Annotated in this window: 22 protein-coding genes and 1 pseudogene; 11 read left to right on the top strand and 12 right to left on the bottom strand. The window is 65.3% G+C overall.

What is annotated here, in order from left to right; genetic code table 11:
* The first annotated feature begins 114 nt into the window (after positions 1-114).
* Positions 115-1350: an amidohydrolase family protein gene (locus K5658_RS13210; protein WP_221063596.1), complete on the top strand. Its 1236-nt coding sequence runs from the start codon at positions 115-117 to the stop codon at positions 1348-1350.
* Between the two features lie 149 nt (positions 1351-1499).
* On the opposite strand, the gene K5658_RS13205 is transcribed toward K5658_RS13210, so the two are convergent.
* The 4 genes from K5658_RS13205 to K5658_RS13190 all read right to left on the bottom strand — a co-directional run bounded on the left by K5658_RS13205 (position 1500) and on the right by K5658_RS13190 (position 9336).
* Positions 1500-4289, bottom strand: a complete 2790-nt coding sequence (locus K5658_RS13205; protein WP_221063595.1) for an Hsp70 family protein — start codon at positions 4287-4289, stop codon at positions 1500-1502.
* 227 nt (positions 4290-4516) lie between these two features.
* The gene (locus K5658_RS13200; RefSeq protein ID WP_221063594.1) at positions 4517-7618 is read right to left on the bottom strand and encodes an efflux RND transporter permease subunit; all 3102 of its coding nucleotides are present in this window, start codon (positions 7616-7618) and stop codon (positions 4517-4519) included.
* Positions 7619-7631: 13 nt separating this feature from the next.
* Complete coding sequence (locus tag K5658_RS13195; protein ID WP_221063593.1) at positions 7632-8690, bottom strand: efflux RND transporter periplasmic adaptor subunit; 1059 nt, start codon at positions 8688-8690, stop codon at positions 7632-7634.
* Between the two features lie 82 nt (positions 8691-8772).
* Positions 8773-9336: a protoglobin domain-containing protein gene (locus K5658_RS13190; protein ID WP_221063592.1), complete on the bottom strand. Its 564-nt coding sequence runs from the start codon at positions 9334-9336 to the stop codon at positions 8773-8775.
* Between the two features lie 546 nt (positions 9337-9882).
* On the opposite strand from K5658_RS13190, the gene K5658_RS13185 reads away from it, so the two are divergent.
* Positions 9883-11463, top strand: coding sequence for a GMC oxidoreductase (locus tag K5658_RS13185; protein WP_221063591.1), 1581 nt, complete (start codon positions 9883-9885; stop codon positions 11461-11463).
* A gap of 211 nt (positions 11464-11674) precedes the next feature.
* Positions 11675-12190: an EF-hand domain-containing protein gene (locus K5658_RS13180; protein ID WP_221063590.1), complete on the top strand. Its 516-nt coding sequence runs from the start codon at positions 11675-11677 to the stop codon at positions 12188-12190.
* Here the strand turns inward: K5658_RS13180 and K5658_RS13175 are convergent.
* From K5658_RS13175 to K5658_RS13145, 7 genes are read right to left on the bottom strand one after another with little or no spacing between them, the layout of a single operon-like run.
* The gene (locus tag K5658_RS13175; RefSeq protein ID WP_221063589.1) at positions 12183-13022 is read right to left on the bottom strand and encodes a F0F1 ATP synthase subunit gamma; all 840 of its coding nucleotides are present in this window, start codon (positions 13020-13022) and stop codon (positions 12183-12185) included. The two genes, K5658_RS13180 and K5658_RS13175, sit on opposite strands and share 8 nt — an antisense overlap.
* Complete coding sequence (locus K5658_RS13170) at positions 13019-14512, bottom strand: F0F1 ATP synthase subunit alpha (protein WP_221063588.1); 1494 nt, start codon at positions 14510-14512, stop codon at positions 13019-13021. Before K5658_RS13170 ends, K5658_RS13175 begins: the two co-directional genes overlap by 4 nt.
* A complete protein-coding gene (locus K5658_RS13165) occupies positions 14499-15254 on the bottom strand; it encodes a F0F1 ATP synthase subunit delta (protein ID WP_221063587.1) in 756 nt (251 codons plus the stop codon). Before K5658_RS13165 ends, K5658_RS13170 begins: the two co-directional genes overlap by 14 nt.
* A gap of 16 nt (positions 15255-15270) precedes the next feature.
* Positions 15271-15537, bottom strand: coding sequence for a F0F1 ATP synthase subunit C (locus K5658_RS13160; protein WP_085214484.1), 267 nt, complete (start codon positions 15535-15537; stop codon positions 15271-15273).
* Entirely contained in the window at positions 15538-16230 is a 693-nt protein-coding gene (locus tag K5658_RS13155) for a F0F1 ATP synthase subunit A (RefSeq protein WP_221063586.1), read from the bottom strand.
* 3 nt (positions 16231-16233) lie between these two features.
* Positions 16234-16506, bottom strand: coding sequence for an AtpZ/AtpI family protein (locus tag K5658_RS13150; protein ID WP_221063585.1), 273 nt, complete (start codon positions 16504-16506; stop codon positions 16234-16236).
* A gap of 3 nt (positions 16507-16509) precedes the next feature.
* Positions 16510-16908, bottom strand: a complete 399-nt coding sequence (locus tag K5658_RS13145; protein WP_221063584.1) for a F0F1 ATP synthase subunit delta/epsilon — start codon at positions 16906-16908, stop codon at positions 16510-16512.
* A 118-nt stretch (positions 16909-17026) separates the two neighbouring features.
* On the opposite strand from K5658_RS13145, the gene K5658_RS13140 reads away from it, so the two are divergent.
* The 6 genes and pseudogenes from K5658_RS13140 to K5658_RS13115 all read left to right on the top strand — a co-directional run bounded on the left by K5658_RS13140 (position 17027) and on the right by K5658_RS13115 (position 24573).
* Positions 17027-18226, top strand: a complete 1200-nt coding sequence (locus tag K5658_RS13140) for a class I SAM-dependent rRNA methyltransferase (RefSeq protein WP_221063583.1) — start codon at positions 17027-17029, stop codon at positions 18224-18226.
* A gap of 477 nt (positions 18227-18703) precedes the next feature.
* Positions 18704-19759 (top strand): transposase, encoded by a 1056-nt coding sequence (locus K5658_RS13135; protein WP_221063582.1) that lies wholly within the window; start codon positions 18704-18706, stop codon positions 19757-19759.
* A gap of 860 nt (positions 19760-20619) precedes the next feature.
* Positions 20620-22196, top strand: a pseudogene (locus K5658_RS13130) (IS3 family transposase).
* Positions 22197-22254: 58 nt separating this feature from the next.
* Positions 22255-22833 carry an IS66 family transposase gene (locus K5658_RS13125; protein ID WP_221063581.1) on the top strand — a complete coding sequence of 193 codons (579 nt, stop codon included), beginning with the start codon at positions 22255-22257 and terminating at the stop codon, positions 22831-22833.
* A gap of 208 nt (positions 22834-23041) precedes the next feature.
* Entirely contained in the window at positions 23042-23293 is a 252-nt protein-coding gene (locus K5658_RS13120; RefSeq protein ID WP_221063580.1) for a hypothetical protein, read from the top strand.
* An 83-nt stretch (positions 23294-23376) separates the two neighbouring features.
* Positions 23377-24573, top strand: coding sequence for a transposase (locus K5658_RS13115; protein ID WP_221063579.1), 1197 nt, complete (start codon positions 23377-23379; stop codon positions 24571-24573).
* A 347-nt stretch (positions 24574-24920) separates the two neighbouring features.
* Here the strand turns inward: K5658_RS13115 and K5658_RS13110 are convergent, their stop codons facing one another.
* Positions 24921-25232, bottom strand: coding sequence for a hypothetical protein (locus K5658_RS13110; protein WP_221063578.1), 312 nt, complete (start codon positions 25230-25232; stop codon positions 24921-24923).
* Between the two features lie 209 nt (positions 25233-25441).
* On the opposite strand from K5658_RS13110, the gene K5658_RS13105 reads away from it, so the two are divergent.
* Together K5658_RS13105 and K5658_RS13100 are read left to right on the top strand one after the other, a co-directional pair.
* Positions 25442-26116, top strand: a complete 675-nt coding sequence (locus K5658_RS13105; RefSeq protein WP_221063577.1) for an AAA family ATPase — start codon at positions 25442-25444, stop codon at positions 26114-26116.
* Complete coding sequence (locus K5658_RS13100) at positions 26097-26477, top strand: hypothetical protein (RefSeq protein WP_221063576.1); 381 nt, start codon at positions 26097-26099, stop codon at positions 26475-26477. The genes K5658_RS13105 and K5658_RS13100 overlap by 20 nt, the downstream gene beginning before the upstream one ends.
* The last annotated feature ends 2 nt before the right edge of the window (positions 26478-26479 follow it).

Genomic DNA, 26479 nt, shown 5'->3' with positions numbered 1-26479 from the left:
GCCTCCGGGGTTTGGCTTGGCGTGTGCTTAGACCCGTGTTCCGCCGGGCGGTCCCCATGATCGGCCCAGCGTTCCATCGTCGATACATCAATACACGAGTTTTAGGAGGATTCAATGGGTTCCAAGCATTGGGGGCGTGGTTTCAAGCGTTGGGCGGCGGCGGCGCTGCTGTGGCAGGGATTGGGCGGCGGGGCGGTGGCGGCGGAAAGCTGCATGATCGTGACCGCCGACCGGGTGTTCGACGGCTACGATTTGCTGATGGATACGGCGGTGTTGACGAAGGATGGGAAAGTCGCCCAGGTCGGCGCTTTCAATAGCCTCAAATCCCAGTGCGCGAAGCGGATCAGACTGGGCGATGCCACCTTGTTGCCCGGCATCATCGAATCGCACGCGCATCTGACCTATCAAAACGTCGATCCGCTGGTGGTGCTGAAGCATGGCGTCACCACCGTGCGCGACGTGGGCGGGCCGCTGTTGCCGCCGCAGGGCGGGGATGGCGCGCTCCGGCTGGTCAGCGCCGGTCCCATCATCCAGGCACCGGGCGGCTATCCGCTGAACATCTTCGGCGGGACCGGCGGGCTGGACAAGATCGGTATCGAGGTGGCTTCCACCAAGCAGGCCCGGACGGTGGTTCGGCAATTGGTGGCGGGCGGCGCGGCGGTCATCAAGATCGCGCTGGAACCGGGCGGCGAGCCGGGAGCGCCCTGGATGAACGACCATGGCGGCGGCGTCCCGGCGACCCCCTGGCCGGTGCTGGACGTGGCGACCGTGCGGGCGATCACCAGCGAGGCCCATAGGCTCGGCAAGCGGGTGGCGGCCCATGTCGGCGAGGCGGCGGGACTCAGGACCGCCATCGATGGCGGGGTCGATGAATTGGCCCATATCCCCTGCGCGGCCATCGACGAAACCACCCTGCACGACGCCGTCCATGCCGATATGCGGTTCGTGACCACCCTCGACACGCTCTCCTCCTGCGCGGGCATCTTCGCCAATGCCCACACCCTGACCCACGCCATGGAGGAACATGGATTGTACGACCGCTACATCTATGGCTCCGAGATCGGCCACGACAACGTGCCCTGGGGGGCGAACGGCGAGGAAATGCATCTCATGCTGCACCTGACCAGCGGCGATGGCATCGACTTCGCCGACGTGCTGAACGTGTTCAAGGCGGCGACCTCCAGGGCCGGCGAGAACCTCGGGATTGCCAAGCTGGGCACCCTGACGCCCGACGCGCCCGCCGATATGATCGCCGTGCGCGGCAACGCCTTCGAACGCTTCAAAATCCTGGAATACCCGGATTTGGTGATTTCCGGGGGCACGGTGGTGGTGAACAACTTCAAGAAGTGATCCGGCCCCGACCGGAACGCGACGCCCGCCGGGAAACCGCGGGCGTTTTTTGTGGGCGACCGGAGTCCGCAGGGTGGGCACGTATTCCGTGCCCACCGGGATGGCCCGGAAGCGGCGGGCATGGGTACATGCCCACCCTACGGCTGGGCCTAGCCGATCAGCTTCAAACCGGGTGGCAAGGCCTCGCCGAAAATCCGCTGCTCGTCGGCCTCGGTCAATTCCTTCACCTCGGACACCATCGCGATCCAGGATTCCGGTGCCTTGGCGGCGCGGAGCTTGTCGATCAGCCGTTGCCGGACGGCGGGGTCCAGGTCGCGTTCGCGGTCGCCGCTCATCCGGCCCAAGAGCGCCGCGGCGAAGCCGGGATGCGGTTCCTTCCTGAAATCGCGGCCCATGGTCGCCGCGAGCCAATGTTCCACCGTCGCCACCGGCACCACGTTGTGGGCGCTGCCGTGGAAGGGCACGCGGGCACCGATGCGGCCCAAGGCCCACCAGCTTTCCATGGGTTCGCTGGATTTTTCCAGCCGGTGCAGCAGCCAACCGCCGAGTTCGGCTTTGTTGGCGGCGGGCAGGCGTTCCAACACCGCCGCCAGCCGCACCATGTCCTCGTAGCCGCGCTTCTTCGCCAGGGTGGCGTTGTTGCCGCGCTTGGCGGTGTCCGGGTTGATGATCTCGGCCAGGTCGTGGAATACCGTGGTCTGCGCCGTTTCGTCCAGGCCGCCGGCGATGCGACGCCACAGGGTCCACCATTCGGCCCAGTTCTGCGGCTCGTTGACGAACTGCAAGCCCTGCCCGTAGACGGCGAACACCTGCTCCACCCGCCAATCGTCCAGCGGGTAGCCGAAGCCGGGCCGCAGGCAATAGCCCACCAGGCTGAGCCAGACCCGCTCGTGGTCGGCGCTGCGGCGGCGGTGCGGCAAACCTTCCAGCAGGGCGCCGAACAATTCCCGCAATAAAGGCGTCTCCCAATCGCCGCGACCGCCCAGACTTTTTTCCAGTTCGCCGCGCAAGCCCTTGATGGCCTTGGGATCGGCGGTCTTGGTCCTCTTGCCGAACACCAGCCGGATTTTTTCCAAGGCCTCGTCCAAGCGCGGATGGCGGCGGGCTTCCAGCACCGGCTGGGCCGCGCCCCGGCGCAGTTGGAATTCGATGTTCCAGCGCCGTTCGGGGTCGTCCACCGCCACGCATTGCAGGTCGAGGGTGCCGATTTCGGTCAGCGCGGCGGCGATGCGGACGGCTTGTTCCTTGTTACCTAAAGCGCTGTCGCGGTCGAAGGCCACGGCCAGCGGCGGGAGGTTCTGGAAGCGTTCCTCGTCGATCTCGGCCAATTCGCCCGGCTGATAGCGCATATCCCCGGCGGACGAGGCCAGATGGAACCGCACCGGCTGGCCCAGCCTTAACGAGAACGTGCGCTCGGCCAACACCACTTCGCGGCCTTCTTCGGTGCCACGCGGCAGGATGCAAACGCCGCGTTGGGCTTGGTCCGCGCCCGTATCCACCAACAGGAAATAACTGCGGGCCGAGCCGCCGCCGATGCGCTGGATGGCGTGGCCGCGCCGGGCCAAACCATAGGCCACCGCGCCATAGGCCACAGCTTGGTCGGGCCGTTCGTTGCGTAGGACTTTGGGCGCTGTGCCGCCCCATGCGGCCATTTGCTCGACGATGCGCCGCACGATGACCGGGCTGCGGAATACGCCGCCATTCAGTAGCAGGGCGTCGGGTACCGGCGTTGCGCTATCGGAACCCAGGGCTTCCGCCGCCGTGGTCCGGTGCTGGCTGAGGAAGGCGGCGAGGTGCTTGCTGATGGCGGGGTCGGCGGCGTAGGGCAGGCCGAATTCCACCACGCCGCTGCGCTTGCGGTCGGGATATTCGTGCAGCCCCACGCGGGGGAAAAAGCCGTCCAACACCAGGCGGTGGACCTCGTCGCGGTCGAGTTCGACCGAACGCGCCGCGCCGATCAGGCGGGAACCCGCGCCGAGCAGGGTGACGGTGGCGGTGTCCGGGGCGTCGTCGGCCAGGAGGCGTTCCTTGGCGAGGCGGCATTGCTCGACCAGTTGCGAGAGTTCGGCGGAGGACAGGCGTTTATCCCCGCCCAGCATCCGTTGTTCGGCGAGATGGGCGAGGGTCAGGTCGATGTTGTCGCCGCCCAGCATGAGATGGTTGCCGACCGCGATACGGGTCAGCTTGGGTTCGTCCTCGCCCGGTTCGACCTTGATGAGGGTCAGGTCGGTGGTGCCGCCGCCCACGTCGCAGACCAGCAGCAGCCGCACGCCGTCGAGTTCCTTTTTGAGGGTCTTGCGGTGTTGCCACAGCCAGTCGTAGCAGACGGCCTGGGGTTCTTCCAGCAGGCGCAGCTTGGGGAGACCGGCGAGCCGGGCGGCTTCCAGGGTCAGGGCGCGGGCGGCTTCGTCGAAGGAGGCGGGGACGGTGACGACCAGGTCTTGCCGTTCCAAGGGGGCTTCGGGGTGGCGGGAGTTCCAGGCCGAGCGGACATGGCGCAGATAGCTGGCGCTGGCGTCCACCGGGGAAATCTTGGCCACGTCTTCCGGTGCGCCCCAGGGCAGGATGGCGGCGGTGCGGTCGGCTCCGGCGTGGGATAGCCAGCTTTTGGCGCTCATGATGAGGCGGCCCCGGCTTTTGGCTCCCAGGAGCCGCGCCAGTTCGCCGACCACGGGGCGGTGGTCGGCGGGGGTTTCGGTGGGGGGCCAGGGCAGGGCGGTGTCGGTGTCCGACAGTTCGGCGGGCGCGGCGTGGTAGCGGGCCGAGGGCAGGAGCGGGCGGGCGGCGACTTGTCCGGGCTTGATGGATTGTTCGATGGGGAAGAGTTCGAGCTTGGCGGGCGTGCCGTGGGCCAGCTCCGCGTAGGCGGCCACGGTGTGGGTGGTGCCGAGGTCGATGCCGATGAGGTAGTGGGGGGCGGGGCTGGTGGGTGTGGACATAAGGAATGGGTTTGGATGGTTATTTAGGCATGGGTTACAAACCCAGTTGTCGGCGCTGCGTCAGATGTGGATATTGATCGGAAAAAGTCCTTACCAAACAATGGCATGGAAGGCTATTATCTCTTGATAAGCTCATTGCCTTTCACGTCGGGCTTTCCATATCGGTGAATTCAGAGGTGCGCGTCATCGGTCGGAAACCACGCGCCCGATTTCCGCCCGGACGCATTCTACACGCGCCGCCGCCCATCCCCCGCCTCCCCGAACCGCCCGAACCGCGCCAACACCACCGGCAACAACACCAGATTCAACACCGTCGAGGACACCAGCCCGCCGATAATCACCGCCGCCATCGGCCCCATGATCTCGCGCCCCGGATTATCGCTGTTCACCGCGATGGGCAGCATGGCGAGGGCCGTGACCAGGGCCGTCATCAGGATCGAGGGCAGGCGTTCCTGCGCGCCCCGGATGGCGGTGGCGGTATTCCAGGGATGGCCTTCCACCTCCACCAAGTGCCGGTAATGCGAGATCAGCATGATGGCGTTCCGCACCGTGATCCCGAACAGGGTCACGAAACCCACCATCGACCCCACCGACAAGGTGCCGCCCGTCCAAAGTGCCGCCGCCACCCCGCCCGCCAGCGAGAACGGCAGGTTGGCGAGGGTCAGCAGCGTCAGCCGCAAGTTCCCGAGGGCGGCCTGGATCAGCAGCAACACGCCCACGCCCGCCAACAACGCATGCAACACCAGTTCGTCCCGCGCCTGGGCCTGCTCGATGGCGGCCCCGGTGAATTCCGGGTAAATCTCCGGCGGCAGTTCCAACTCGCCCAAGGCTTTCGCCCGCAATTCCTCCATGAACGATACCACGTCGCGCCCCTCGACATGGGCGGTCACGGTCTGCACCCGCTGCCCGCCCCGGTGCAGGATGTTGTAGCGCCCGCCGACTTGCTGGATATCGGCGACCTGTCCCAGTTCCACCCACAGGCCCTCGGGGTTGCGCAAGGGGATGCGCGCCACGCTTTCGACCCGTTCCCGCGCCTCCGGTGGCAGGATGACGCTCACGTCGTAGGTCCGGTTGTCCAGGTAATAGCTGCCGACCGTCCGGCCCTGCATGGCCGTCCGCACGGCGTCGGCGGCGTCCAAGGGACGCAGGCCATGGGCGGCCAGCTTCTCCCGGTCCAGGCGGACTTGCAGGAGCGGCGTGCCGGGCGGTGAACGCACCTGCACATCGGTGGCTCCGGGCAAGGTTCGGATCAAGGCGGCGAGGCGGCGGGCCGCTGCGTCCAGTGGGTCCAGGTCGTGGCCATATAGGTTCACCACCACGGGCGAGGTATAGCCGGAAATGGTCTCGTCCACCCGCTCGGCGAGGAAGGTGTTGGCCTCGAACAGGATGCCGGGGAAGTGCTTCAATATCCGCCGCAGCCGCTCCAGCACCGCGCCTTGCTCACCGCCGGACAGGGGTTTCAGGTGGACTTCGTATTCGCTGTAATGGCTGCCATAGGTATCGGCCCCGCGCTCGGCCCGGCCCGCCCATTGCGAGACCGACACCACTTCGGGCAGTTCCGCGAACCGCCGCCGCAGTTGCCCGCCGATGCGGAGCGATTCCGCCAGGGAAGTGCCCGGCAGGCTGGCGGTGTGGACGATGTAATGCCCCTCCCGCAATTCGGGCAGGAATTCGCCGCCCAGCGTCGGCGACAGCGCCAAAGCCAGCCCGCACACCGCCAAGCCCCCCCACATCGCCCGAGCCGGATGCCGCGCCACCCCGCCGAGCAAAGCGCCATAGCGCGGTTGTAGCCAGCGGATCAGGGGCGGGGTGCCGCCCCCGGCGCGGTGTTCCAACAGGGAATAGCACAGCGCGGGCGTCACCGTGAGCGCCGTCAACAGCGACATCAAGATGGCGAGGATATAGGCATAGCCCAGGGGCGCGAACAGCCGCCCCGCCACCCCGCCCAAGCCCAGCAGCGGCAGGAACACCAAGGCCACGATGAAACTGGCGTAGACCACCGAGCCCCGCACTTCCATCGACGCGGCGTAGACCACCCGGAAGGCGGGTTTGGGCGGGTCGCGCAGGCGGTTTTCCCGCAGGCGGCGGAAGATGTTCTCGGTGTCGATGATGGCGTCGTCCACCACCTCGCCCAGGGCGATGGCCAGCCCGCCCAAGACCATGATGTTGAGGTTCACGCCCAGGGCCAGCAGCAACACCACGGCGGCGAGCAGCGACAGCGGGATCGCCACGGCGGAAATGAAGGCGGTGCGGGCATCGAACAAGAAGGCGTACAACACCAGGACCACCAGCGCCCCGCCGATCAGCAGATGCCCGGACAGGTTGCTCAAAGAACGTTCGATGTAATCCGCCGGCCGGAACAGCCGGGGGCGGAAATCGATCCCTTGCCGGGCGAACAGCGGGGCGACAGCCGCCAAGATGTTCTCTACGCCCCGCGACACGCTCAGGGTGTTGGCCCCGTATTGGCCGATGACCATGAGGACGATGGCGGGTTCGCCGTCGATGGCGGCGGCACCGATGGGCGGCTTGGCGGCGGTTTTGACGGTGGCGATATCGGCCAGGGTCACGTTGCCGCCGTCCTTGCGGGCCAAGACCACCTGCCCGAGCGCGGTGGCGTCGCTGGGCAATCCGGTCACGGCCAGGGCGATGCGCTGGTTGCCGTTCTCGACGAAGCCCGCGCCGGGCATGCCGGTGGCCTGCCGCGCCGCGTTCGCCACGTCCTCGATGCCGAGGCCGAAGCGGCGCAAACGATCCGGGTCGGGTTGGATTTGCAATTGGCGGACTTCGCCACCGAACACATTGACATCGGCCACGCCCGGCACCGCCAGCAGCCTGGGGGCCAGGGTCCAATCCACCAGGTCGCGCAATTCCATCAGGCTGTGGGTTTTGGATTTGAGTCCGAGGGTCAGCACCGTGGCCGAAGACGACGACAACGGCACGGCCACCGGCGGTCCCGTGCCGCTGGGCAATTCCCCGGCCAGGGCGGCGAGGCGTTCGCCCACCAATTGCCGGTCGCGGTAGATATCGCTGCCATCTTGGAAGATGGCCGTGACCACGGACAAGCCCTGGATGGATTCGGAGCGGAGGGTTTCGAGGCCGATCAGTCCGGCCAGATGCTTTTCGATACGCTGGGTGACCAGGGTTTCGGTTTGCTCGGCGGTGAGTCCGGGGGCTTCGGTCTGGACCACCACGCGGGGGGCGGAGAATTCCGGGAAGATATCCAGCCCGGCCCGGCTGAGGACGAAGCCGCCATAGGCCAGCAACACCAGGGCCAGGGCCAGCACCAGCCCGCGCCGATGCACGGAAAAGCGGACGATGGCGGAGAGCATCGCGGGCCGGGTCTCAGTCGTCGTCCTCGTCCGGGATGCCGCCGCGGAATTCCTCCGACAGCAAGCTCTGCGCCCCGGTCACGACGATCCTGTCGCCCGCCGCGAAGCCCCGTTCCACGAACCACGCCCCGCCATGCTCCCGGTAGCCCGCGACCTCCACCCGGCCAAAACGGCCCGGCCCGGTCTGGCGATAAACCCAAGGCTTCCCGCCCTGCCACACCACCGCCGTTAGCGGAAGCGCCACCCCGTTGAGCTGGGTGCCGGCCAAGGGTGCCCAGACCTGGACCCGCATCCCCGAACGCAAGGAGGCATCGGCGGCCTGATAGAACCAGGTTTCCCCCTGCACCAAGTCGTCGGTCTGGGTGGCGGGCGCGATTGGGTAGGCCCGCACCGCCTTGGCCCGTTCGGCGTCTTTGGCGATGAACAGCGGCGTTTCCCGCTGTGGCAGGACATAGCCCCGCGGCAGGGCGACCAGGAGCAACACCCGGCGGTGGCTCAACAACTCGTCGAACAGCGTCGAACCCTCGTCCAGGGCCAGCCGTGCCACGGCGGCCCCCCAGGCTTGCTCGGCTTGGTGGCGGATTTCGTCCAACAGGCGGAGGGCGGCCCCGGCTTTGGCGCGGTCGGATTGCCATTGCGCCTCGGCGTGGATCAACTCGCGCTCGGCGACGATGTCCTCCCGGTGCAAGGTGCCCAGGCGTTCGCGGTTGCGCCGGGCCAAGTCCAGCGCGGCGGCGGCGACTTCGGCCTCGGCCCGCGCCGCCCGGTGGCGTACCCGGAGTTCCAGTAAGGGCTGGATATCCAGCACCTTGCCATAGGCGGCGGTTTCCGGCTGGAAGGCCACGGCCCGTAGCGGCTCGACCACCAGCCCCGCAAGCTGGATTTGCCCGGCGTCCAGGTCCACCCCGCCGGTGGTCGGCGTCGCGCCACCCGCCCTGGCGGCGGGCTGGGCGGGGCCGGCCCCGTCGTCATCGTCGTCCCGGCCCCAGGCGGCGGGGTACAGGCCGACGGCCAGCGACAGGGTCAACCACGCGGCATGGCGCAGGATGTTCGGGGGAGGATCGGCGGACACGGTCGGGCGGCCTCGGGGAAAGGCCGCGCACTATAACCCAGCCTCCGGTGCCGGGACAGGGGTGGCGGGCCGATCCCGCCCGTCAGCCGCCTTTATAGGCCAGGGCCATGTTTTGATACAGCGCACGGGTGATGCCGGTGATTTTCAGGAATTTCTGCAACTGCTCCTCCATCGAGGATTGATAGGATTTTTGCATCACGATGAGGGAATATCCCAAGACCCCATTGATCGCCGCCATGGTGTCGCGGGATTGGCGATGGTCGCCGCCGTAGAGGGCGTTCAGCTTGGTGGAGAGGGCGTCCGCGATCAAGGTCATCCCCGCCGCCATGAATTCCACCGGCAAATCCACCCGGACATGGATGACACCCACCATGTACATATAGGCGGTATATTCATTGTCATAAGGTCCGGTGAATATTTTATCCAGCCAGGATAAATGGGTGTTTTTGAGGCGTTCGGTACGCCCTTGCAGGAATCTACGGGTTTCCGGGATGGCCAGCAGTTTGTCGTAGAAGGATTCGGTGACTTCGACCAAATGGGGTTTCAGCAATGCGCCCGATTCCATGACCACGCGCTCCTGTTCCGGGGTGAAATTCGCCAGCGCTTTCGCGTATTGGGTCAGTTCCGAATAATTCAAATTTTGCATAGCTCTTACTCATGTCTTATGGGTTTAATCCATCCCAGCTTTTGGCAAGCGTGGGGATCTGGGCGAATCCAGCGGGTCTATCCAGGGGTCAACGAGGGGTTGTAAGGGCGGGACGGCCAGCGCGGGTGGCTTTCCAAGCAATATCGGGTGGGATTGTTGGCGGGATTCAAGCACATTCGGTGCCATCCGCGTCGTTGAGGGGCGGGGCATTGATAGATCAAGCGTTTTGGGCTTTACGGTGGATGCCGTTGGAGCGTGATGGTGTGTCGGCTTACAGACAAAGATGCCACGATTCCAGCCTACGGTTCGCGGGCATGGGGTCCATCGGGGTGCGGCCTCGCGGCCCTTGATCCATTCCGGGTCGGACGCCGGACTCGCGGAGGGATGTTTTCCCGGAAAGAGGGCGGCAGGCCGCCAAAATCAGTGATATTCCCTATCGACGGGCCACGCGGGGGCTGCGATAACATGGCGCGGGATTCCGGGTCCATGCGGCGCGTGTTCACCGGAAATAGTCGATAACACATCCAAACGAGCAGAATAACACCCATGATGATCGATGCCAGGGATATGGACGACGATAGGCTGGTGGAAACGGATATCTGTATTATCGGGGCGGGGGCGGCGGGAATTATGATCGCCCTGGAATTCGCCCATAGCGGCATGAATATCTGTCTCTTGGAAAGCGGCGGACTACAGGTGGACAGGCGTACCCAGCGTCTACAGGCCATCCATAATGTGGGGCGCAGATATAATGGTTTGCGGTTTCTACGGCCCCGGTATTTCGGCGGGGCGACCAATCTTTGGGGCGGGCATTGCGTGCCGCTGCGGGCGCTCAATTTCGAGCGCGTGCCCTGGATTCCCTATAGTGGCTGGCCCTTCGGGATCGAGGAGATACGGCCCTATTATGCCCGCGCCCAGCGATACTTGGATTTGGGGGATAACGACCACGATCCGGCCCAGGTGGCCGGAGAACTGGGCTTGGGCTTGTTCCCGTTCGCGGCGGATAAGGTCGAGACCGTCATGTCGCGCTATATGGGCCAGACCAAATTCGATGCCCGGCGCTTCGGCAGCCATTATCGCGGGCAGATCGCGGACGCCGCCAATATCACCGCCTATATCTACGCCAATGTGGCCGCCATCAACCGGGACCGGGATGCGCCACGCATCCGGGATGTCGCGGTGCGGACCTTGACCGGTAGGCGCTTCGCGGTGCGGGCCAAGCATTATGTGCTGGCGGCGGGGGGCGTGGAAAATGCCCGGTTGTTGCTGCTCTCGAATCAAATCCAGGACAATGGGTTGGGGAACGACCATGATTTGATCGGGCGGTTTTTCATGGAGCATATCTGGTATCGCAGCGGGAAGATATTGCCCCATAACGGGCATCAGCCCTTGTGTATCTACGGGGCGCCGCAGCAATCCCGCGCCGGTTGGGTGCAATGCCATTTGGCCTTGCCCGAAGCCGTGGTCAGGCAATATCAAATTCCCGATTTCCGCGCGGAAATCACCATCAATACCCCGTCGGCATTCGATAAGCTGGTCGAATTGGCCCATGACGCCCGCAAGAACATCATGGATATCGATGCCCTCGATACCGTGGCGCTGATGGCCTTCCAGAAATACCGGAAACTGTTCAAGCAATTCGTGCAGGCCCACGCGCCGACCAAGTATCCGGTGGTCTATCGCTTATCCAATTTCGTGGAGCAAGTGCCCAATCCGGATAGCCGGATACGGCTTTCGGAACAACGGGATGCCTTGGGTTTGCGTAAAGCCACCATCGATTGGCGGATTTCGGCCTTGGATAAACAGGGGATCGGCGTGGCCCATCGCTTGATCGCCGCCGAGGTGGAGCATTCCGGGTTTGGCCGGATGGCGGTGGAAATCCCCGAGGACGAGCCGGAGATACTTTATGGCGCGAGCGGGGCCGGCCATCATATGGGCACGACGCGCATGAATGTGAATCCGCGCTGGGGCGTGGTGGATGAAAACTGCCGGATTCATGGTTTGGATAATATTTATATCGCGGGTTCTTCGGTGTTTCCGACCAGCGGTTTCGCCAATCCCACCTTGACCATTATCGCGCTGGCGCTGCGGTTGGCGGATCATTTGAAGGGGATGGCGCGGCGGTGATAGCCCCTGGATCGGGGCTTGGACCGCGCCGCCGTTGGTGGCCCGAACTGGCGGGCACCGGACCATCCGGTTAGAATCCCCCGCAACCATGCACAAGGCTGGCAGCCCCGCCATCCTCCATGATTCCGCCACAATCGGCCTTTACACTCATCCCGCCGGGCCGGCCCTCCGCATCCACCACCATCGCGCCCCAGCGATCCGAGAAACCGCCATGAACCTCCATCAACGCTTATCCGCCGGGCTGATCTTGCTGCTGTCGGTCGGCACCGTCTGCGCCAAACACCCGCCGGACACTTTCTTCCCCGCCGATTACGACACCAACCGCGACGGCACCATCACCCAGGACGAGGTCCAGGCCGGCCGGGCCTTGGAGTTCATGGGGATAGACACCGATGCCAGCGGCTATCTCGGCGTGGAGGAGGTCCAGGCTTGGCTGGAACAGCAGCAAAGCAAGCAGTTCGACCAATTGGATATCGACCACAACGGACTGCTGAGTCCCGAGGAATTCGTCGATGCCCGCACGGGCCGGGCCTTGCGCATCGCCAAGAAGACCTTCAAGTTCACCGACGCCAATACCGACGGGGCTTTGTCGCTGCCCGAATATAACGTGCTGAAGCCGGTGAACCTGGACCTGATCCGGCTGTTCAGCGTCCTCGACCTCGACGACGACGACCAGATTTCCCAGGGCGAATATTTGCAGGCGGTATCGGCGCGGAACGCTAATTGATCCCGCCCAGCCGCGCCTCCGCGCTCAATAGGATCATCTCGATTTCCTCGGTGATTTCCTCCTGCCGCAGGGCGTTGCGCGAGCGGCCCAGGTCTTCGAGTTTGCCTTGCATCCGGGCCAGCGCCCGTTCCATATGTTCCAGGCGGCGGCGGTTCTCGGCCAGCAGCGAGCCGTGGAGCAGGCAGGGCAGCTTGGCTTCCAGATAATGCCCGGTCAGCCCGGCGAAGAACTCCGCCGGGTCGAGGTTGAGCCGGGGCGGATAGGCGGGTCGGGGCGGCGGGGGCGGTGCCATCGGCAGCACCGGATACGGGACGACAACGCCTTCCGGGGCATGGGCCAGGACGCCGAGCCGGGCCCAAGCGGGCGGCCTTTCCCGCAAGGCGTGCAATTGGTCCAACAAGCGGTCCAGCATGGGCCGGACTTCCTCTGCGGTGTTGGGACCGTCCAGCCAGCCGACCAGGCGTGGGTGCCGTTCCAGCTTCCCGGCCAAGCGGCGGCCCACCACCAGCAGGCGCGGGCCGGGTTCCGGCATGGCCTCCAGCGCCGCCACCACCGCTTCGTTGAAATCCCCGCAAAACCCCCGCTCCGAGCCGATCGCAACCAACAGCCGCCCCGCGCCGCCGGTTTCCGTGGCCCCGTCCCGGAAATCGGGATGGAAGGCCAGGAAATCGGCGGCGGCGGTTTCGATGCTGGCGACCAGGGCCGATTGCCGGGCCATGTGGCGGGCGAATTTGTGGGTTTCGATGGAAGCCAGGGTTTTCATCGCGGCGAGGATGCCGGAAATTTCCATGAGCCGCGCCATGTGTTCCTCGACCTGGGCGCGGCGGCTCATGCGCCGTCCTTGCCGCCGGGGAACAGCTTCGCCAGCCAGCGGCTCCAGGCGGCGCGCTCGTCGTCCAGGCGCAGCGGCGCCGGCGCGTCGCGCAGGCCGAGTTCCAGCCGGTCCAGCGTGCGGCGGACGGCGGCGGGGTCGGGTTCCCCGAACAGGTCGGCCTGATAGGCCATCATCCAAGCCAGTTGCAGTTCGGCGGCGACCGGGGCCAGGCGTTCCTGTTTGAGGATTTCCCGGAGGATGCGGCCCTTGCGGATTTTTTCCTCCATCCCGGCGTCGAGTTTGGAGCCGAAGCGGGTGAAGGTTTCCAATTCCAGGAATTGCAGGTAATCCAGCTTCATGCGCCCGGCTTCCTCCTTGATGCGGGGATGCTGGGCTTGGCCGCCGATGCGCGAGACCGAGCGGGTGATATCGATGGCGGGTAGGAAGCCGGCGCTGAATAAACGGCGGTCCAGGTAAATCTGGCCGTCGGTGATGGAAATCAGGTTGGTGGGGATGTAGGCGGCGATTTCGCCCTGTTCGGTTTCGACCAGGGGTAGGGCGGTCAGGCTGCCGCCGCCGTGGCCGGGGGCGAGGCGGGTCGAGCGTTCCAGCAGGCGCGAGTGCAGATAGAAAATATCGCCGGGATAGGCTTCCCGGCCCGGCGGACGCCGCAGCAACAAGGAGAGTTCGCGGTAGGCGCGGGCGTGGGTGGAAAGATCGTCGTAGACCACCAGGGTATCCCGGCCCCGCCATAGCCAATGTTCGGCCACCGCGCAGCCCGCGAACGGGGCGAGGTATTTCAAGCCGGGGCTGTCGCTGGCCTCGGCCACGACCACGGTGGTGTGGTCGAGGGCGCCCTGGCGGCGCAAGAGGTCGATGACGCCGACCGTGTCGGAGCGTTTCTGGCCGATGAGGACGTAGACGCATAAAACGCCCTGGTCCTTTTGGCTCAGCACCATGTCGAGGGCCAGGGCGCTTTTCCCGGTGCCGTTGTCGCCGATGATGAGCTGGCGCTGGCCGCGTCCCAGGGGAATCAGGGCATCGACGATCTTGATGCCGCTGTGCAAAGGGCGGTTCACGAAATCCCGCGCCACGATGGGCGGGGAGGGCGGGTCCAGTTCGCGGCTTTGGCCCAGGTCCGGGGCGGGCAGTCCGTCCAAGGGGCGGCCCAAAGGATCGACGACCCGGCCCAGCAAGCCATCGCCCACGCCCAACGTGAGCCGCCGCCCGGTGGTATAGACCGGCGAGCCCGCGGCCAGCCGGGCATCCGCCCCCAACAGGATCGCGCCCAGCGCATCCCGGCCCAGATGGAACACCCAGCCCTGGCTGCCGTCTTCGAACCGCAAGAGTTCCTCCATCGCCGCCGAAGGCAAACCCCCGACCCAGGCGATGCCATCGCCCACCGCCAGCACCCGGCCTTGCTCCGACAGGCGCGGGCCGGGGCGGTAGCGGTCCACGTTCTCCGCGACCCGGTCCAGCCGGGGTGTGGGTGGATCAATCCGGTCCATGCCCGGATTCCCCGATTGTGTGGAAGAATTTCAGTTCGTCCCGCAGATTGGCCGCCAATACCCAGGCTCCGGCGTGGATGCGCAGTCCGGCCAGCACATCGGCGTCTTCCCGGAATGTGGGCTGGACCGGCCGCCCCGCCAGTTGCGCGAGCGCGGCGGTCAGCGCGGCGCGTTGCTCATCGGCCAGGGGAAAGGCGCTGACCACGTCCGGCCCGTCCCCGGCCAGCAGGGCGGCGCGGAGGGTCTCGGTTTGGTCGGCGGGCAAGCGCCCGAAATCGGCCAGCGCCAACGCGATCAAGCGGGTTTCGAGTTCCGGTCCGGCGGCGCGTTCCAACAGCTTTGTCACGAAGCGCCCGCCGAGTGCCAAGGCCCGCCGCTCCGTGGTCCGCGCCCAGTCTTGCCGCTCCCGTTCTTCCTGGGCTTGGAATTTGGCGCGGGTTTCGGCGGCTTCGTCGGCTACGCCGCGCAGCAGGCGTTCGCGCTCCTCGGCGATGCTCCGCGCCAAGCCGGCGCGGGCCTGGATTTGCTCCTCGGCCCAGGCCGCTTGCTGGTGTTCGCAAGCCTCGCGGGCGGCTTGGGCTTCGGCGCGGATGCGCTCGGCGTCGTGGAGTTGGTCCTCGATCTTGCGCTGGCGGGCGGCGATGACTTCCAGCACCGGTCCGTAGAGGAAACGCCGCAGTATCCACAGCAGGATGAGGAAGTTGAGGAATTCCAGGGCGAAGGTGGTCCAGTCGAAGTTCATGGGCGGGATACCGGACCTATTTCAGCAAATATTCGATCAAGGGATTCCTGAACAAGATAATCAACACCACCACCAGCACGTAGATCGCCAGGGATTCGATCATGGCGAGGCCGATGAACAAGGTGCGGGTGATGGCTTTCTCGGCCTCGGGCTGGCGGGCCAGGGCATCGAGCGCCTGGGCGATGGCCTTGCCCATGGCGAGCCCTGGGGCCAGGACGCCGATGGCGATGGCGAGCGCCGCGCCCACCGTGGACAGGATGACGAACCAGTGCATATCGCTCATTCAAAGCTCCTTAGCGGATGGGGGGGGCCGGGCCTGCGATTGCAAGGCCCCCGCGATATAGATCAAGGCCAACATGCCGAAAATATACGCCTGCACCAAGGCTTCCACGATATGTAGCAACAACAGCGGCACCGGGGCCAGGAAGCCCGCCACCAACAGCACCAGCAGCACCGCCAGTTCCAGGCTCATCATATTGCCGAACAAGCGCATGGCGAGGGCGAGGGTACGGGAGACCTCGCTCAATAGGTGGAAGGGCAACAGGATCGGGCTGGGCGCGAGGTAATGGCGGAAATAGCCGAGGCCGCCATCGCGGATGCCATACCAATGCACCGAGAGGAACACCAAGAGGGCGAGGGCGGCGGTTTCCGAGAGATCGGCGGTGGGCGAACCCAGGCCCGGTATCAAGCCGATCAGGTTGGCGGCGACGGTGTAGACCCACAGCGTGCCAATGAAGGGCAGGAGCCGCCGGGACGCGCTGGGCGCGACGGCGGCGATGGCGGTTTCCATCGAACCGACCGCGCCTTCCAGCAGCGTTTGCCAGCGGGAGGGCGTGTCCACGCTGAGCCGCCGGGTCGAGAGCCAAGCCCCGCCGCCGAGCAGGGCCATGATGAGCCAGGTGGTCAAAACGGTGGGGCCGATGTGCAAAGGGCCGAGGTCGAAGGCCAGGAAGGGGGCGAAGTCCAGTTGTTCCATGGCTCAATGCTCCCGGATGTACCAATACACATTGAACAGGCCGATCCCCAGCCCCGCGAGGATCAGGCCCACGGTCCAGCGCACCGAATAGCCCGCGCTCAGGGTGTCCAGCCAGCGCCCGAGATAAGCCCCCAGCACCACCGGCACCACCAACAGCAAAGCCAAAACGCCCAGGAACACGGTCTGGGCCAAAAGGGTGGGGCGTTCGCGCTCGGCCTGGGCCATGCGCCGGGCCTGGGTTTCGATGGCGCGGCGCAGTTTATCGGATTTGTCCATGGCTCAGCTCCCACGGTTCAGTTCCAAGAGTTGCCGCAACAAGGCCGTTTCCAGCCGTTCCAGGTTGCGTTTGAGTCCGGCCAGGGCTTGTTCTTCCCGCAGCATCTGCCCGGTCAGTTCGGCGCTGATCTGGGTGTAATCGGTGCCGCGCAGATAGTGGCGGGCGGCGATGGTCAGCCGGTTGTCGGCGAAGCGTAGCACGCCGCCGGGCAGGGCCAGATATTGCCAGGGTCCGCCCCGCGGGCGGTAGCGGGCCAGCCCGAACACCAGCACGGTCATGAAGCGCTCGTGCCGGGCTTCGAGGCCGAAGCTGCCGGAGGCGTCCTCGCCCACGAAGCTTGCCACGCCTTCGAGAGTTTCGGAGCGCAGGGCGCTGTGGAGGTGCAGGGTGAAGGTGTCCATCGGCTGCCGTGAATCTGGGCGGGGCCATCATCATGGCCGCTACGCCGATTTCGGACAACCGGGAACCGCCGGGCGGTGCGATAATCCCCGGTTTTCCCATCCGCCACCAGGACCGCCCATGACCGATTATCCCCGCCTGCGCCTCAAGAAAAACGAAGACCGCCGCCTCCGGGCCGGCCATGCCTGGATTTTCAGCAACGAGGTCGATATCGCCGCGACCCCGCTCAAAGCCTTCGCGGCGGGGGATTTGGCGGTGGTGGAGAACGCCAAGGGCGAATCCCTGGGGCTGGCCTATGTCAATCCCGATTCGCTGATTTCCGCCCGGCTGCTGTGCCGCGATGCCCACACGTCCATCGACCATCGGTTTTTCATCAAACGCCTGGAACGGGCGCGGGATTGGCGCGAGCGGGTCTATCCGGGGCCGTATTACCGGCTGGCCTATGGCGAGAGCGACGGCTTGCCGGGCGTGGTGATCGACCGCTTCGGCGATGTGTTCGCGGTGCAGACCAACACCGCCGGGATGGAAAAGCTGCAAGAACCCTTGCTGGCCGCGCTGGAAACGCTATTTTCGCCCCGCGCCGTGGTCTTGAAGAACACCTCCAGCCTGCGGGCCTTGGAAGGCTTGGGGAACGAAACCCGCATTCTGGCGGGGACGCTGGAAGGGCCGGTCGAAATCGTCGAGAACGGTGCCCGCTTCCGGGTCGATCCCGTCGAGGGGCAGAAGACCGGCTGGTTCTTCGACCACCGCGATAACCGGGCCAAGCTGGCGGAATTATGCCGGGGCAAACGGGTGCTGGATTTGTTCGCCTATGCCGGGGCTTGGGGCGTGCAGGCGGCTTGGGCCGGGGCGGCGCAGGTGGATTGCGTGGATGCTTCGCAGGCGGCCTTGGCGCTGGCGGCGGACAACGCCCGGCTCAACGGGGTGGCGGAGCGGATGGATTTCATCGCCGCCGATGCCTTCGAGTTCCTGAAGCAGGCCCGCGAGGAACGGCGGCATTACGATGTGGTGGTGCTGGACCCGCCCGCCTTCATCAAGCGCAAGAAGGATATGAACCCCGGTCTCGAAGCCTATCGGCGCTTGAACCAGGGCGCGATGCAGGTGTTGGCCTATGGTGGGGTGCTGGTGTCGGCGTCCTGTTCTTTCCATTTGCAGCGCGAGGTTTTGCACGATCTGTTGCGGGCCACGGCGCGGCATTTGGACCGGCACTTGGTATTGTTCGGGCGGGGCGGGCAGGCGGCGGACCATCCGGTGCATCCGGCCATCCCGGAGACCGATTATCTCAAGGCGTACTTCTGCTCGGTGGGGCAGGCGCTTTAATTTATGTTTTTAATCAATCGCTTACGTTGGCTTGTGGTAACTTCTCAAAAAGACCTGGCGAAGGGATGCCCAAAGTGCGGGGACTATGAAATGATCGGCCCATGAAAAAGCCTTCGCCGTTACCGGAAATCCCCACCGCCGACCTGAAACCCTGGGTGGTTGGCCTATTGAGGTGGTCGAGGAGTTGCGGGAACAGGTCCGGTTTCTGGAGGAGGAGAACGGTCGGTTAAGGGACGAAATCGCGGTTCTGAAGGGTGAGAAGGCGCGCCCCAATTCAAGCCGAGCCGGATGGAGCCGGAAGCGGGCGAGGACCGGAAGCCGGACGGAGAAGAGACGGGCGGGAAGCGCGCGGGTTCGGAGAAGCGGAGCAAGACGGCAGAACTGACGATCCATCGGGAAGTGAAGTGCCCGCCGCCTCATCACCTATCAATTTTCGGGTAGGCTTGAAGGCCGGAACGAATTTCGACTGACGAAGCGATGGGAACTGTAAAGAAACTGGCCGAGGAAGTAGGGCGTGGGCTGGAACAGGCCCTTCCTGGACTGCGCAAGACGGTGGTCGGGAAGCTGGCGCTGGCGGTGGGGGCGATGATCGAGGGGCGGACGCCGAACACGGTGGAGTTGGCGAACCTGCTGCCCTTGCCGACGGAGAGGCAGGACATGCGCGAGCAATGGCTGAGGCGCTTGTTGGAGAATCCGCTGCTGGGGTCGGCGGTGGTGATGGAGCCGTTCGCGCGGGCCGAACTCGCCCGGGCCGCGCGGAACGGCCAGACCGTGCAGTTGAGCCTGGACCAGACCGACCTCGGGGACCGGATGGCGGTGCTGATGGTGGGCGTGCGGGTCGGCGACCGGGCGCTGCCCTTGGCCTGGGTGGCGGGAGAGGGGCCGGCCAATATCGGTTTCGAGGGCCAGGAGCGGGTGTTGGAGCGGGTCCTGGCCTGGCTGCCGCCGGGGGCGGACGTATTGCTCTCGGCGGACCGGTTCTACCCCTCGGTGGCCTTGTTCGATGGGCTGGGCGCGCGGGGCTGGGGCTATCGGCTGCGGTTGAAAGGCAATGTGCTGGCGGACACCGGCGAAGGGGAGGAAACCACCACGGGCGGACTGGCGCGGGGCGCGGAGGAACGCTATCTGCCGGGAGTGCGGCTGTTCGCGCACGGGGTGATGACCCACGTGGGCATCCTCCACGAACCCGGCCATCCCGAGCCCTGGATCATCGCGATGGACTGCGCCCCCACGCGGGCGGCGGTGTTGGACTACGCGGCGCGCTGGTCCATCGAGCCCATGTTCTCGGATTTCAAGGGCCGGGGCTTCGGGTTGGAGGATTCGCAACTGGAACACGCCGACCGTTTGGAACGCCTGATCCTCGTCATGTCGCTGGCCATGTGGTGGTGCGTCCAGGTCGGGCGGGACGACGCCTCCAACCGCCCGACGCCGCTCGAAAAAAAGCCTGGTCGCAAACCGATGCCGGACACTGGAGCTTCAGGAAGCTCCGCCGCAGCTTGGTCTCCTGGTTCACCCGGGGCTTGCGCTACCTAAAGCGACGCCTACAAAACGACATGCCTTTGCCCGCCTTTTGCGCGGCCATGCGAAATTGATAGGTGATGAGTGCCCGCCGCAAGAGATTCCGGAGGGATCGCGGTTCAAGGGTTACGAGCCGTACGTGGTGCAGGAGTTGGAGATCGGGGCGCGGAACACGCGGTTCCTGGTGGAATGCTGGCGGACGCCGGAAGGCGGCTTGATCCGGGGGGAGTTGCCGGACTGGGTGGACGGGCATTACGGCCCCCGGCTGAGGGCGACGGCGCTGTACCTGCACCACCACGGGCGGATGACGCAGCCGCTGCTGCGGGAGATGCTGGTCGAGTTCGGGATCGACCTCTCGGCGGGGCAGGTCGACGCGCTGCTGATGCGGGGCCAGGAGGCCTTCCACGAGGAGAAGGCGGGGCTGCTGCCCGCGGGGCTTTCGGCAAGCACGGCGGTGACGGTGGACGACACCGGCGCGCGCCACCAGGGCAGGAACGGCTACGCCACCCACATCGGCAACGACTTCTTCGCCTGGTTCGGGAGCACGGAGCGGAAGAGCCGGATCAACTTCCTGCGCCTGTTGCGGGCGGGCCGCGAGGACGCCTGGCTGACCGGGGACGCGCTGGCCTACATGGAGCGGGAGGGCCTGCCCGAGGCCGCCCGGCGGGCGCTGGCCGAACACCCGGTCCGCCACTTCGGGAACCAAACCGAGTGGCAGGCCCACTTGCACGCCCTGGGCCTCCGGAGCGGGCGCCACGTCCGCATCGCCACCGAGGGATTCCTGGTGGGAAACCTCCTCCAAGACGCCCCCGGCGTCAGAATAGTTGTCGCCTCTAATTTTCCGAATGAAAGAGGAAAGAAGAGGACAATTGCCCATGATTACGACGTATTCCGCAGAGTTCAAAGAGCAAGCGCTTCGGAAGGTGTTTGCGCGTGGCCGCCGGTCGATAAAAGAGGTGGCCGAGGAACTGAACATGAACCACTTGACCTTGAAGGGCTGGATGAAAAAGAAATTACCCGAGGCGGTACGCGGCGCGGTGAAGCGGGAGAGGCGTCCCGGGGACTGGCGCCCGGAGGAACGGTTGGCGGCGTTGCAGGAGAGCCATGGCTTGGAAGGGGAAGCCCTGAACGCCTGGTGCCGGGAGCGCGGCCTGTTCGCCCACCAGCTGGACGGTTGGAAGCGGGACTTTTGCCGGGATCCAGGGGGCACGGGAGAGGCATCGACGAACGCCCGGGAACTGCGGGTCCTCAAGGAGCGCAACCAGAGCCTCGAACGGGAATTGGCGCGTAAGGACAAGGCGCTGGCGGAGGCGGCGGCGTTGCTGGTCCTTCAAAAAAAGTACCGGGCGCTCTTGGGGGGAGGGGAAGAATGACCCCGCCGCAAGAGCGCGAAACCGTGACCGCCCTGATCGACGAGGCCACCGCCGCCGGCGCGCGCCTGGAGCGGGCCTGCGGGGTGCTGGGGTTGTCCGCCCGCACCGTCCAGCGCTGGCGATCCGGGGACGGCGTCCAGGCCGACCGGCGGCCCGCGCGGGTGTACGTTCCACCCCACAAGCTGAGCGAGGCCGAGCGGGCCAAGGTGCTGGCGGTGGCCAACTCCCCCGAGTTCGGCCATTTGCCGCCGTGCCAGATCGTGCCCCGGCTGGCGGACCGGGGGGAATACCTGGCCTCGGAATCGACCTTCCACCGCATCCTCAAGGCCGAAAACCAGTTGGCGCACCGCCGGGCCGAACGGCCGGGACAGCCGCGCGGCAAGCCCAGGGCCCTGTGCGCCACGGCTCCCAATCAAGTCTACTGCTGGGACATCACCTATTTGCCCGCCGCGATCCGGGGCCAGTTCTTCTACCTCTATCTGTTCCTCGACCTGTTCAGCCGCAAGGTCGTGGGCTGGCAGGTCTACGGCGAGGAAAGCAGCGCCCTGGCCGGCGAACTCCTGCGCGACGTATGTCGGCGCGAGGGCGTGGCCCCGGGCCAGGTCGTCCTACATTCGGACAACGGCGGGCCCATGAAAGGCTCGACCATGCTCGCGACCTTGCAATCCCTCGGCGTCGCGGCGTCCTTCAGCCGGCCCGCCGTCAGCAACGACAACCCCTATGCCGAGGCGGTGTTCAAGACCCTGAAATACCGGCCCGACCATCCGGTCCGGCCGTTCGACGACCTGGCGGCGGCGCGCCGTTGGGCCGAAGGCCTGGTCCGGTGGTACAACCACGAGCACCGCCACGGCGCGATCCGCTTCGTCACCCCCGCCGAGCGGCATGCCGGCCAGGACGCCGACCTCCTGAAGCGGCGCCGAGCCGTCTATGAGGCCGCCCGCGCACGGCATCCGCAACGATGGACCGGTGGCCTCCGCAATTGGCGGCCGATCCCGGCCGTACACCTGAACCCGGAACGATCAGCCGCGCCAGCCAAGACCCAATCCGAGGTTCACGCCACGCCTCCAAAAGCGGCCTGAACCCACAACGGCGAGGCGACAACTACATTGAAATCTTCCGGACGGGCACTGGAAGCGCTTGGCCATCGTCAGCGACGACGCCGGGCAGTTCGCGGTACCGATGCTGGTCCATGGGCTGTGCTGGGTCCACGCCGAACGGATGATCCACAAGCTGATCCCCGGCGGCCCGCTCCAGCGGCAGGCCGTGGACACCGTGCGCGGGCAGGTCTGGGACCTGTACGCGGACCTCAAGCGCTACCGCCGCCAGCCGGACGAGGCCGCGAAGGCCGGACTGGCCGCCCGCTTCGACGCGATCTTCACCCAGCAGACCGGCTATGCCCGCCTGGACCTGACCCTCCAGCGAATCCGCCGCAACCGCGACGAACTGCTATTGATCCTGGACCGGCCCGACGTGCCCCTGCACACCAACGGCAGCGAACGGGATATCCGCGAACAGGTCATCCGGAAGAAGATCAGCGGCGGCACCCGCAGCGACCTGGGGCGACAATGCCGCGACACCTTCCTCAGCCTGAAGAAAACCTGCCGCAAGCTGGGCGTCTCCTTTTGGCATTATTTGCTGGACCGCATCCTGGACGGCCGGGCCATCCCCCCTTTGCCAACGCTCATCCGCCAGCGCGCCGAGGCCCTGTCGGTTTGAGGCCCGCCAGGACTTTTTGAGAAGTTACGGCTTATGATCCATGGGCCTCTCCCGGTTAGTGCCACAACCACAATGGAGCCACACTGCGCCTAGCTCGACTTTGGCCATTTTCACTTCCGCTGAAAGCGGGGGGCTGCCGCCGTAGACAATAGCCGTCCGAACGATGGCTTGGAAATGCTAGGCGATGTTGATTTTTCCCGATGAGGCGATGAAGGTTCTGGTCCTGTTCGCGCCGATGTTCACGCAGCCGGTATGGGGCCATGTCCAGGAATTGGTGGCGGGGGCGGTCCTGTGCCGTGGCCCGCGCACGGTGGCGGCGGCGTTGCGGACCCTGGGCTTGGCGGCGGAAAGGCAAACAGATCAAGGCCAAGGGCCGCTACCGGGATGCGGTGCGCTCGACGCGGGGCAAGGTGGTCAAGTGCCTGGGGTTGACTCGGAGTCAAGGGGCTTACAAGTGTAGGTTTTTGAAAAAACCGGAGGCGAGACAAAGGGTTAAGGTACATTGGTGAGTAACGACAAACACCTTGTACCGGAGGAACCGCCATGCCTCGCCCTCCAGAACTGTACCAATGGAACCGGGAGATCGCCATCCACTTTCCCGGCCTTTCGAAGCCGATGGTGATGGGCTTGGCCCTGTGGAGCCTGGGCATGGTCGTGGTCGGCGCTTGCAGCCTTTCGGCGCTGACCGACTGGTGGTCGTGTCGGCTGGGGCAGAAGGGCGACGCGGTGCGGGAGCGCCTGCGCGACGTCTACCGTGGGAAGGAGGCCAAGGCCGGGAAGGAGCGCCGCGAACTCGACGTGGAGGCGTGCCGGGCCCCCTGGCTGGGCTGGGTTTTGGAGGGCTGGGATGGAAACCAGTTGGCGGTCGCCTTGGACGCGACGAGCCTGGGGCAGCGGTTCGTGGTCCTGGCGGTCAGCGTACTTTACCGGGGCTGCGCGGTGCCGGTGGCCTGGAAGGTGCTGAGGGCGGAACGGAAGCATCCGTGGAAGCCCGAGTGGCTGGCCCTGCTGGAGCAATTCAAGGGCATCGCGCCGGCCGGCTGGACCGTCCTGGCGCTCGCGGACCGGGGACTGTACGCCAAGTGGCTGTTCGAGGGGATCCAGGCGCTGGGCTGGCACCCGATGCTGCGGGTGAACTCGGGTGGCACCTTCCGCCCCCGGGGATGGCGGCACTGGCGGCCGTTCACCCGCCTGGTGCCGAAGGTGGGCGACCGCTGGCAAGGCCGGGGGACGGCGTTCGGCGGCAAGCGGACCCGCCTGGACTGCACCCTGTTGGCCTATTGGGGGGAAGGCCACAAGGACCCCTGGCTCGTCCTGACGGACCTGCCGCCGGAAGCCGCCAACGCCTGCTGGTACGGATTGCGCGGTTGGATCGAGCAAAGCTTCAAGAAAATCAAGGGCGGCGGCTGGCAATGGCAGAACACCCGCATGGACGATCCCGAGCGGGCGGAGCGCCTCTGGTTGGCGATCGCCATCGCCACCTGGTGGCTGCTCTCGGTGGGCGGGGAGGCCGAGGCCGGAATGGCCGCCGCCACCTTCCCGGCCATTCCGGGCTCTCCCCGCCAACAGGCCCACCGCTGGCGGCTGGTGGGGATTTTCCGCCATGGCCGTTCCCTGATCCTGGCCGCCCTCTTCGAGCGCCGCGCCTTGCCGGTGGGGAAGGCCCGCCCAGAACCCTGGCCATCGGTGCCAATCCCAACCCCAGGGGCAACCGTGGCGATCCTCACGGGGGCGGTATGAATAAACCTACACCTGTAAGGAGTCAAGGGGGGGGTTGACTTTACATGATTTATTTTTGCCAGACAGCCTCTCAGGGCGGCGACGCTGTGAAAGCCTCATTCCCTTTCCTGCCGAAGCCAGTCGTCGCCTACACCTCCGGCGCTGAAACTCTGTGGGAAAGTCTCGAATGGCCGGTCTACCGCCCTGACCCTGAACAAGAGGCGCTGATTTCACTTGAAATTGAACGCCCACCCGGTTGGAACGTGAACTTGGAAAAGGCTGCGAAATTTTCTGGCAAGGTCTTCCTTGTCGATGTCGCTCTAACAGCGATGGGATTACAACGCGGTCAACCGGAAACTGATGGGGAACTACCCGTCAGCAAGAACAAAAATCCCGAACCTTGTTTCCGGGTTCGCGCTGCTGATTTGCGTCTCGCCGCCATCGCCCTGGCGCTTTGGCAGACCGCCCAGGAATTGCGCGGCAAAAACACCCAAGCCGACCGCGAAGCCCTGCGTGAGCATTTTCTCGAACAGAGAACCAAAGGCGAACCCGGCGAAGACGCCCGCCGGGTGTTCAACTCGCTGGATTGGTTTTGGCCCACCCACCTGAGCTTTTCCTATCACTACAGCGAAGAAAGGTTTCCCAGGGAGAAGAATAATCATAACCAGAACCAGCTTCACGAAAAGCTGCTTTGCCTCCTTGCCCTAGCCGATGAGGTCACCCAGCAACCCTTGAACCGTCATCGCGCCGTGATTTCCCTGGGGCCGGTCGAAGGGCTGGACCTGGAAGCCCGACTCAAGGAAGCCATGCCCTACGGTATCGCGAGCGATTCGCTCAAGGCCATAGCCGACCGGGGGGCGGGGGAAACACCACCGGCGCGGAAGCCGTCATGCGGGTGTTCAGCGAAAACCCGAACCTTGATACCACGCTGGAGGAGGTTTTCCAGACTTTGCGGGATTGGCAGGATTCCGGGCTGTTGGAAGACATCACCTTCACCATCAAGCGCCTGGGCCAAACCGATGGCGAACCCGACGACGCCCTCGTTACCTTCGACCAACTCAGCGACGGCGAGCAAATGCTGTTGGGCCGCGTAGCGCTGCTGTACCTCCTGCGCGGGCAACACGGCGCGTTGCTCTTGCTCGATGAACCGGAAACCCACTTCAACGACGTATGGAAGCGGGAAATCATCGACATGGTGGACGACGCCATCCTCAAAGAAACCGCCGCCCAGGTGGTGGTGGCGACGCATACGAGTATTGCGTTGACGGATGTTTTCTCGTCCGAAATTCTGCGCCTCGTCCGCCGCGATGGGAACGTCGAGGCCAATTCGCCTGCGTTTCCCACCTTCGGGGCCGACCCTGGCCGCATCCTGCTCCATGTGTTCGGCTCGCCGGATGTCATCGGCTCCCGCGCCGCCGAATTCCTGCGCGAAAAGCTGAGGAAGGAATGGACCCCTGAAAACCGGGAAGAACTGGAAAGGCTGGTCAACGAAATCGGCAGTGGATGGCTGAGAGCGAAACTATCGGAAATCCTCCTGAAACTCGATGCTGCACAAGATTCCTGATTCCAGTCAACGCCGTCGGCTTTTGCGGGTGGTGGTGCTTCAGCGCCGCTTGGTGCGGGCCTTGTGCGGCTTGGAAGCTGGTAGCAGCGTTAATCAAGCTTGGCTGGAATCGTTGCGGGGCTGGAAACGGCTTGACCCTGATTGGGTTCGGCGGTTTTGGGAAAATGACAATGGAAATCGGGCGCTCTGGATTAACCGGATTGCCAGCGCGTCAATCAAGGATAAACAAGCCATTCTTGCTATTGGAACAGAGCAACTACGCTTTCGTGAATTATGGCAGAATCCCCCATCCATCAGGATGAGGAAATTAAATTGGAAGGCCGAGCCTTTTCAATCATTAGACATTATTAAAAACCACTAACT

The sequence above is a fragment of the Methylomagnum ishizawai genome, assembly GCF_019670005.1.
Taxonomy (GTDB): Bacteria; Pseudomonadota; Gammaproteobacteria; order Methylococcales; family Methylococcaceae; genus Methylomagnum; species Methylomagnum ishizawai.
Note: the sequence above shows the minus strand (reverse complement) of the source record. Positions and strands in the feature narration are given on the sequence as shown.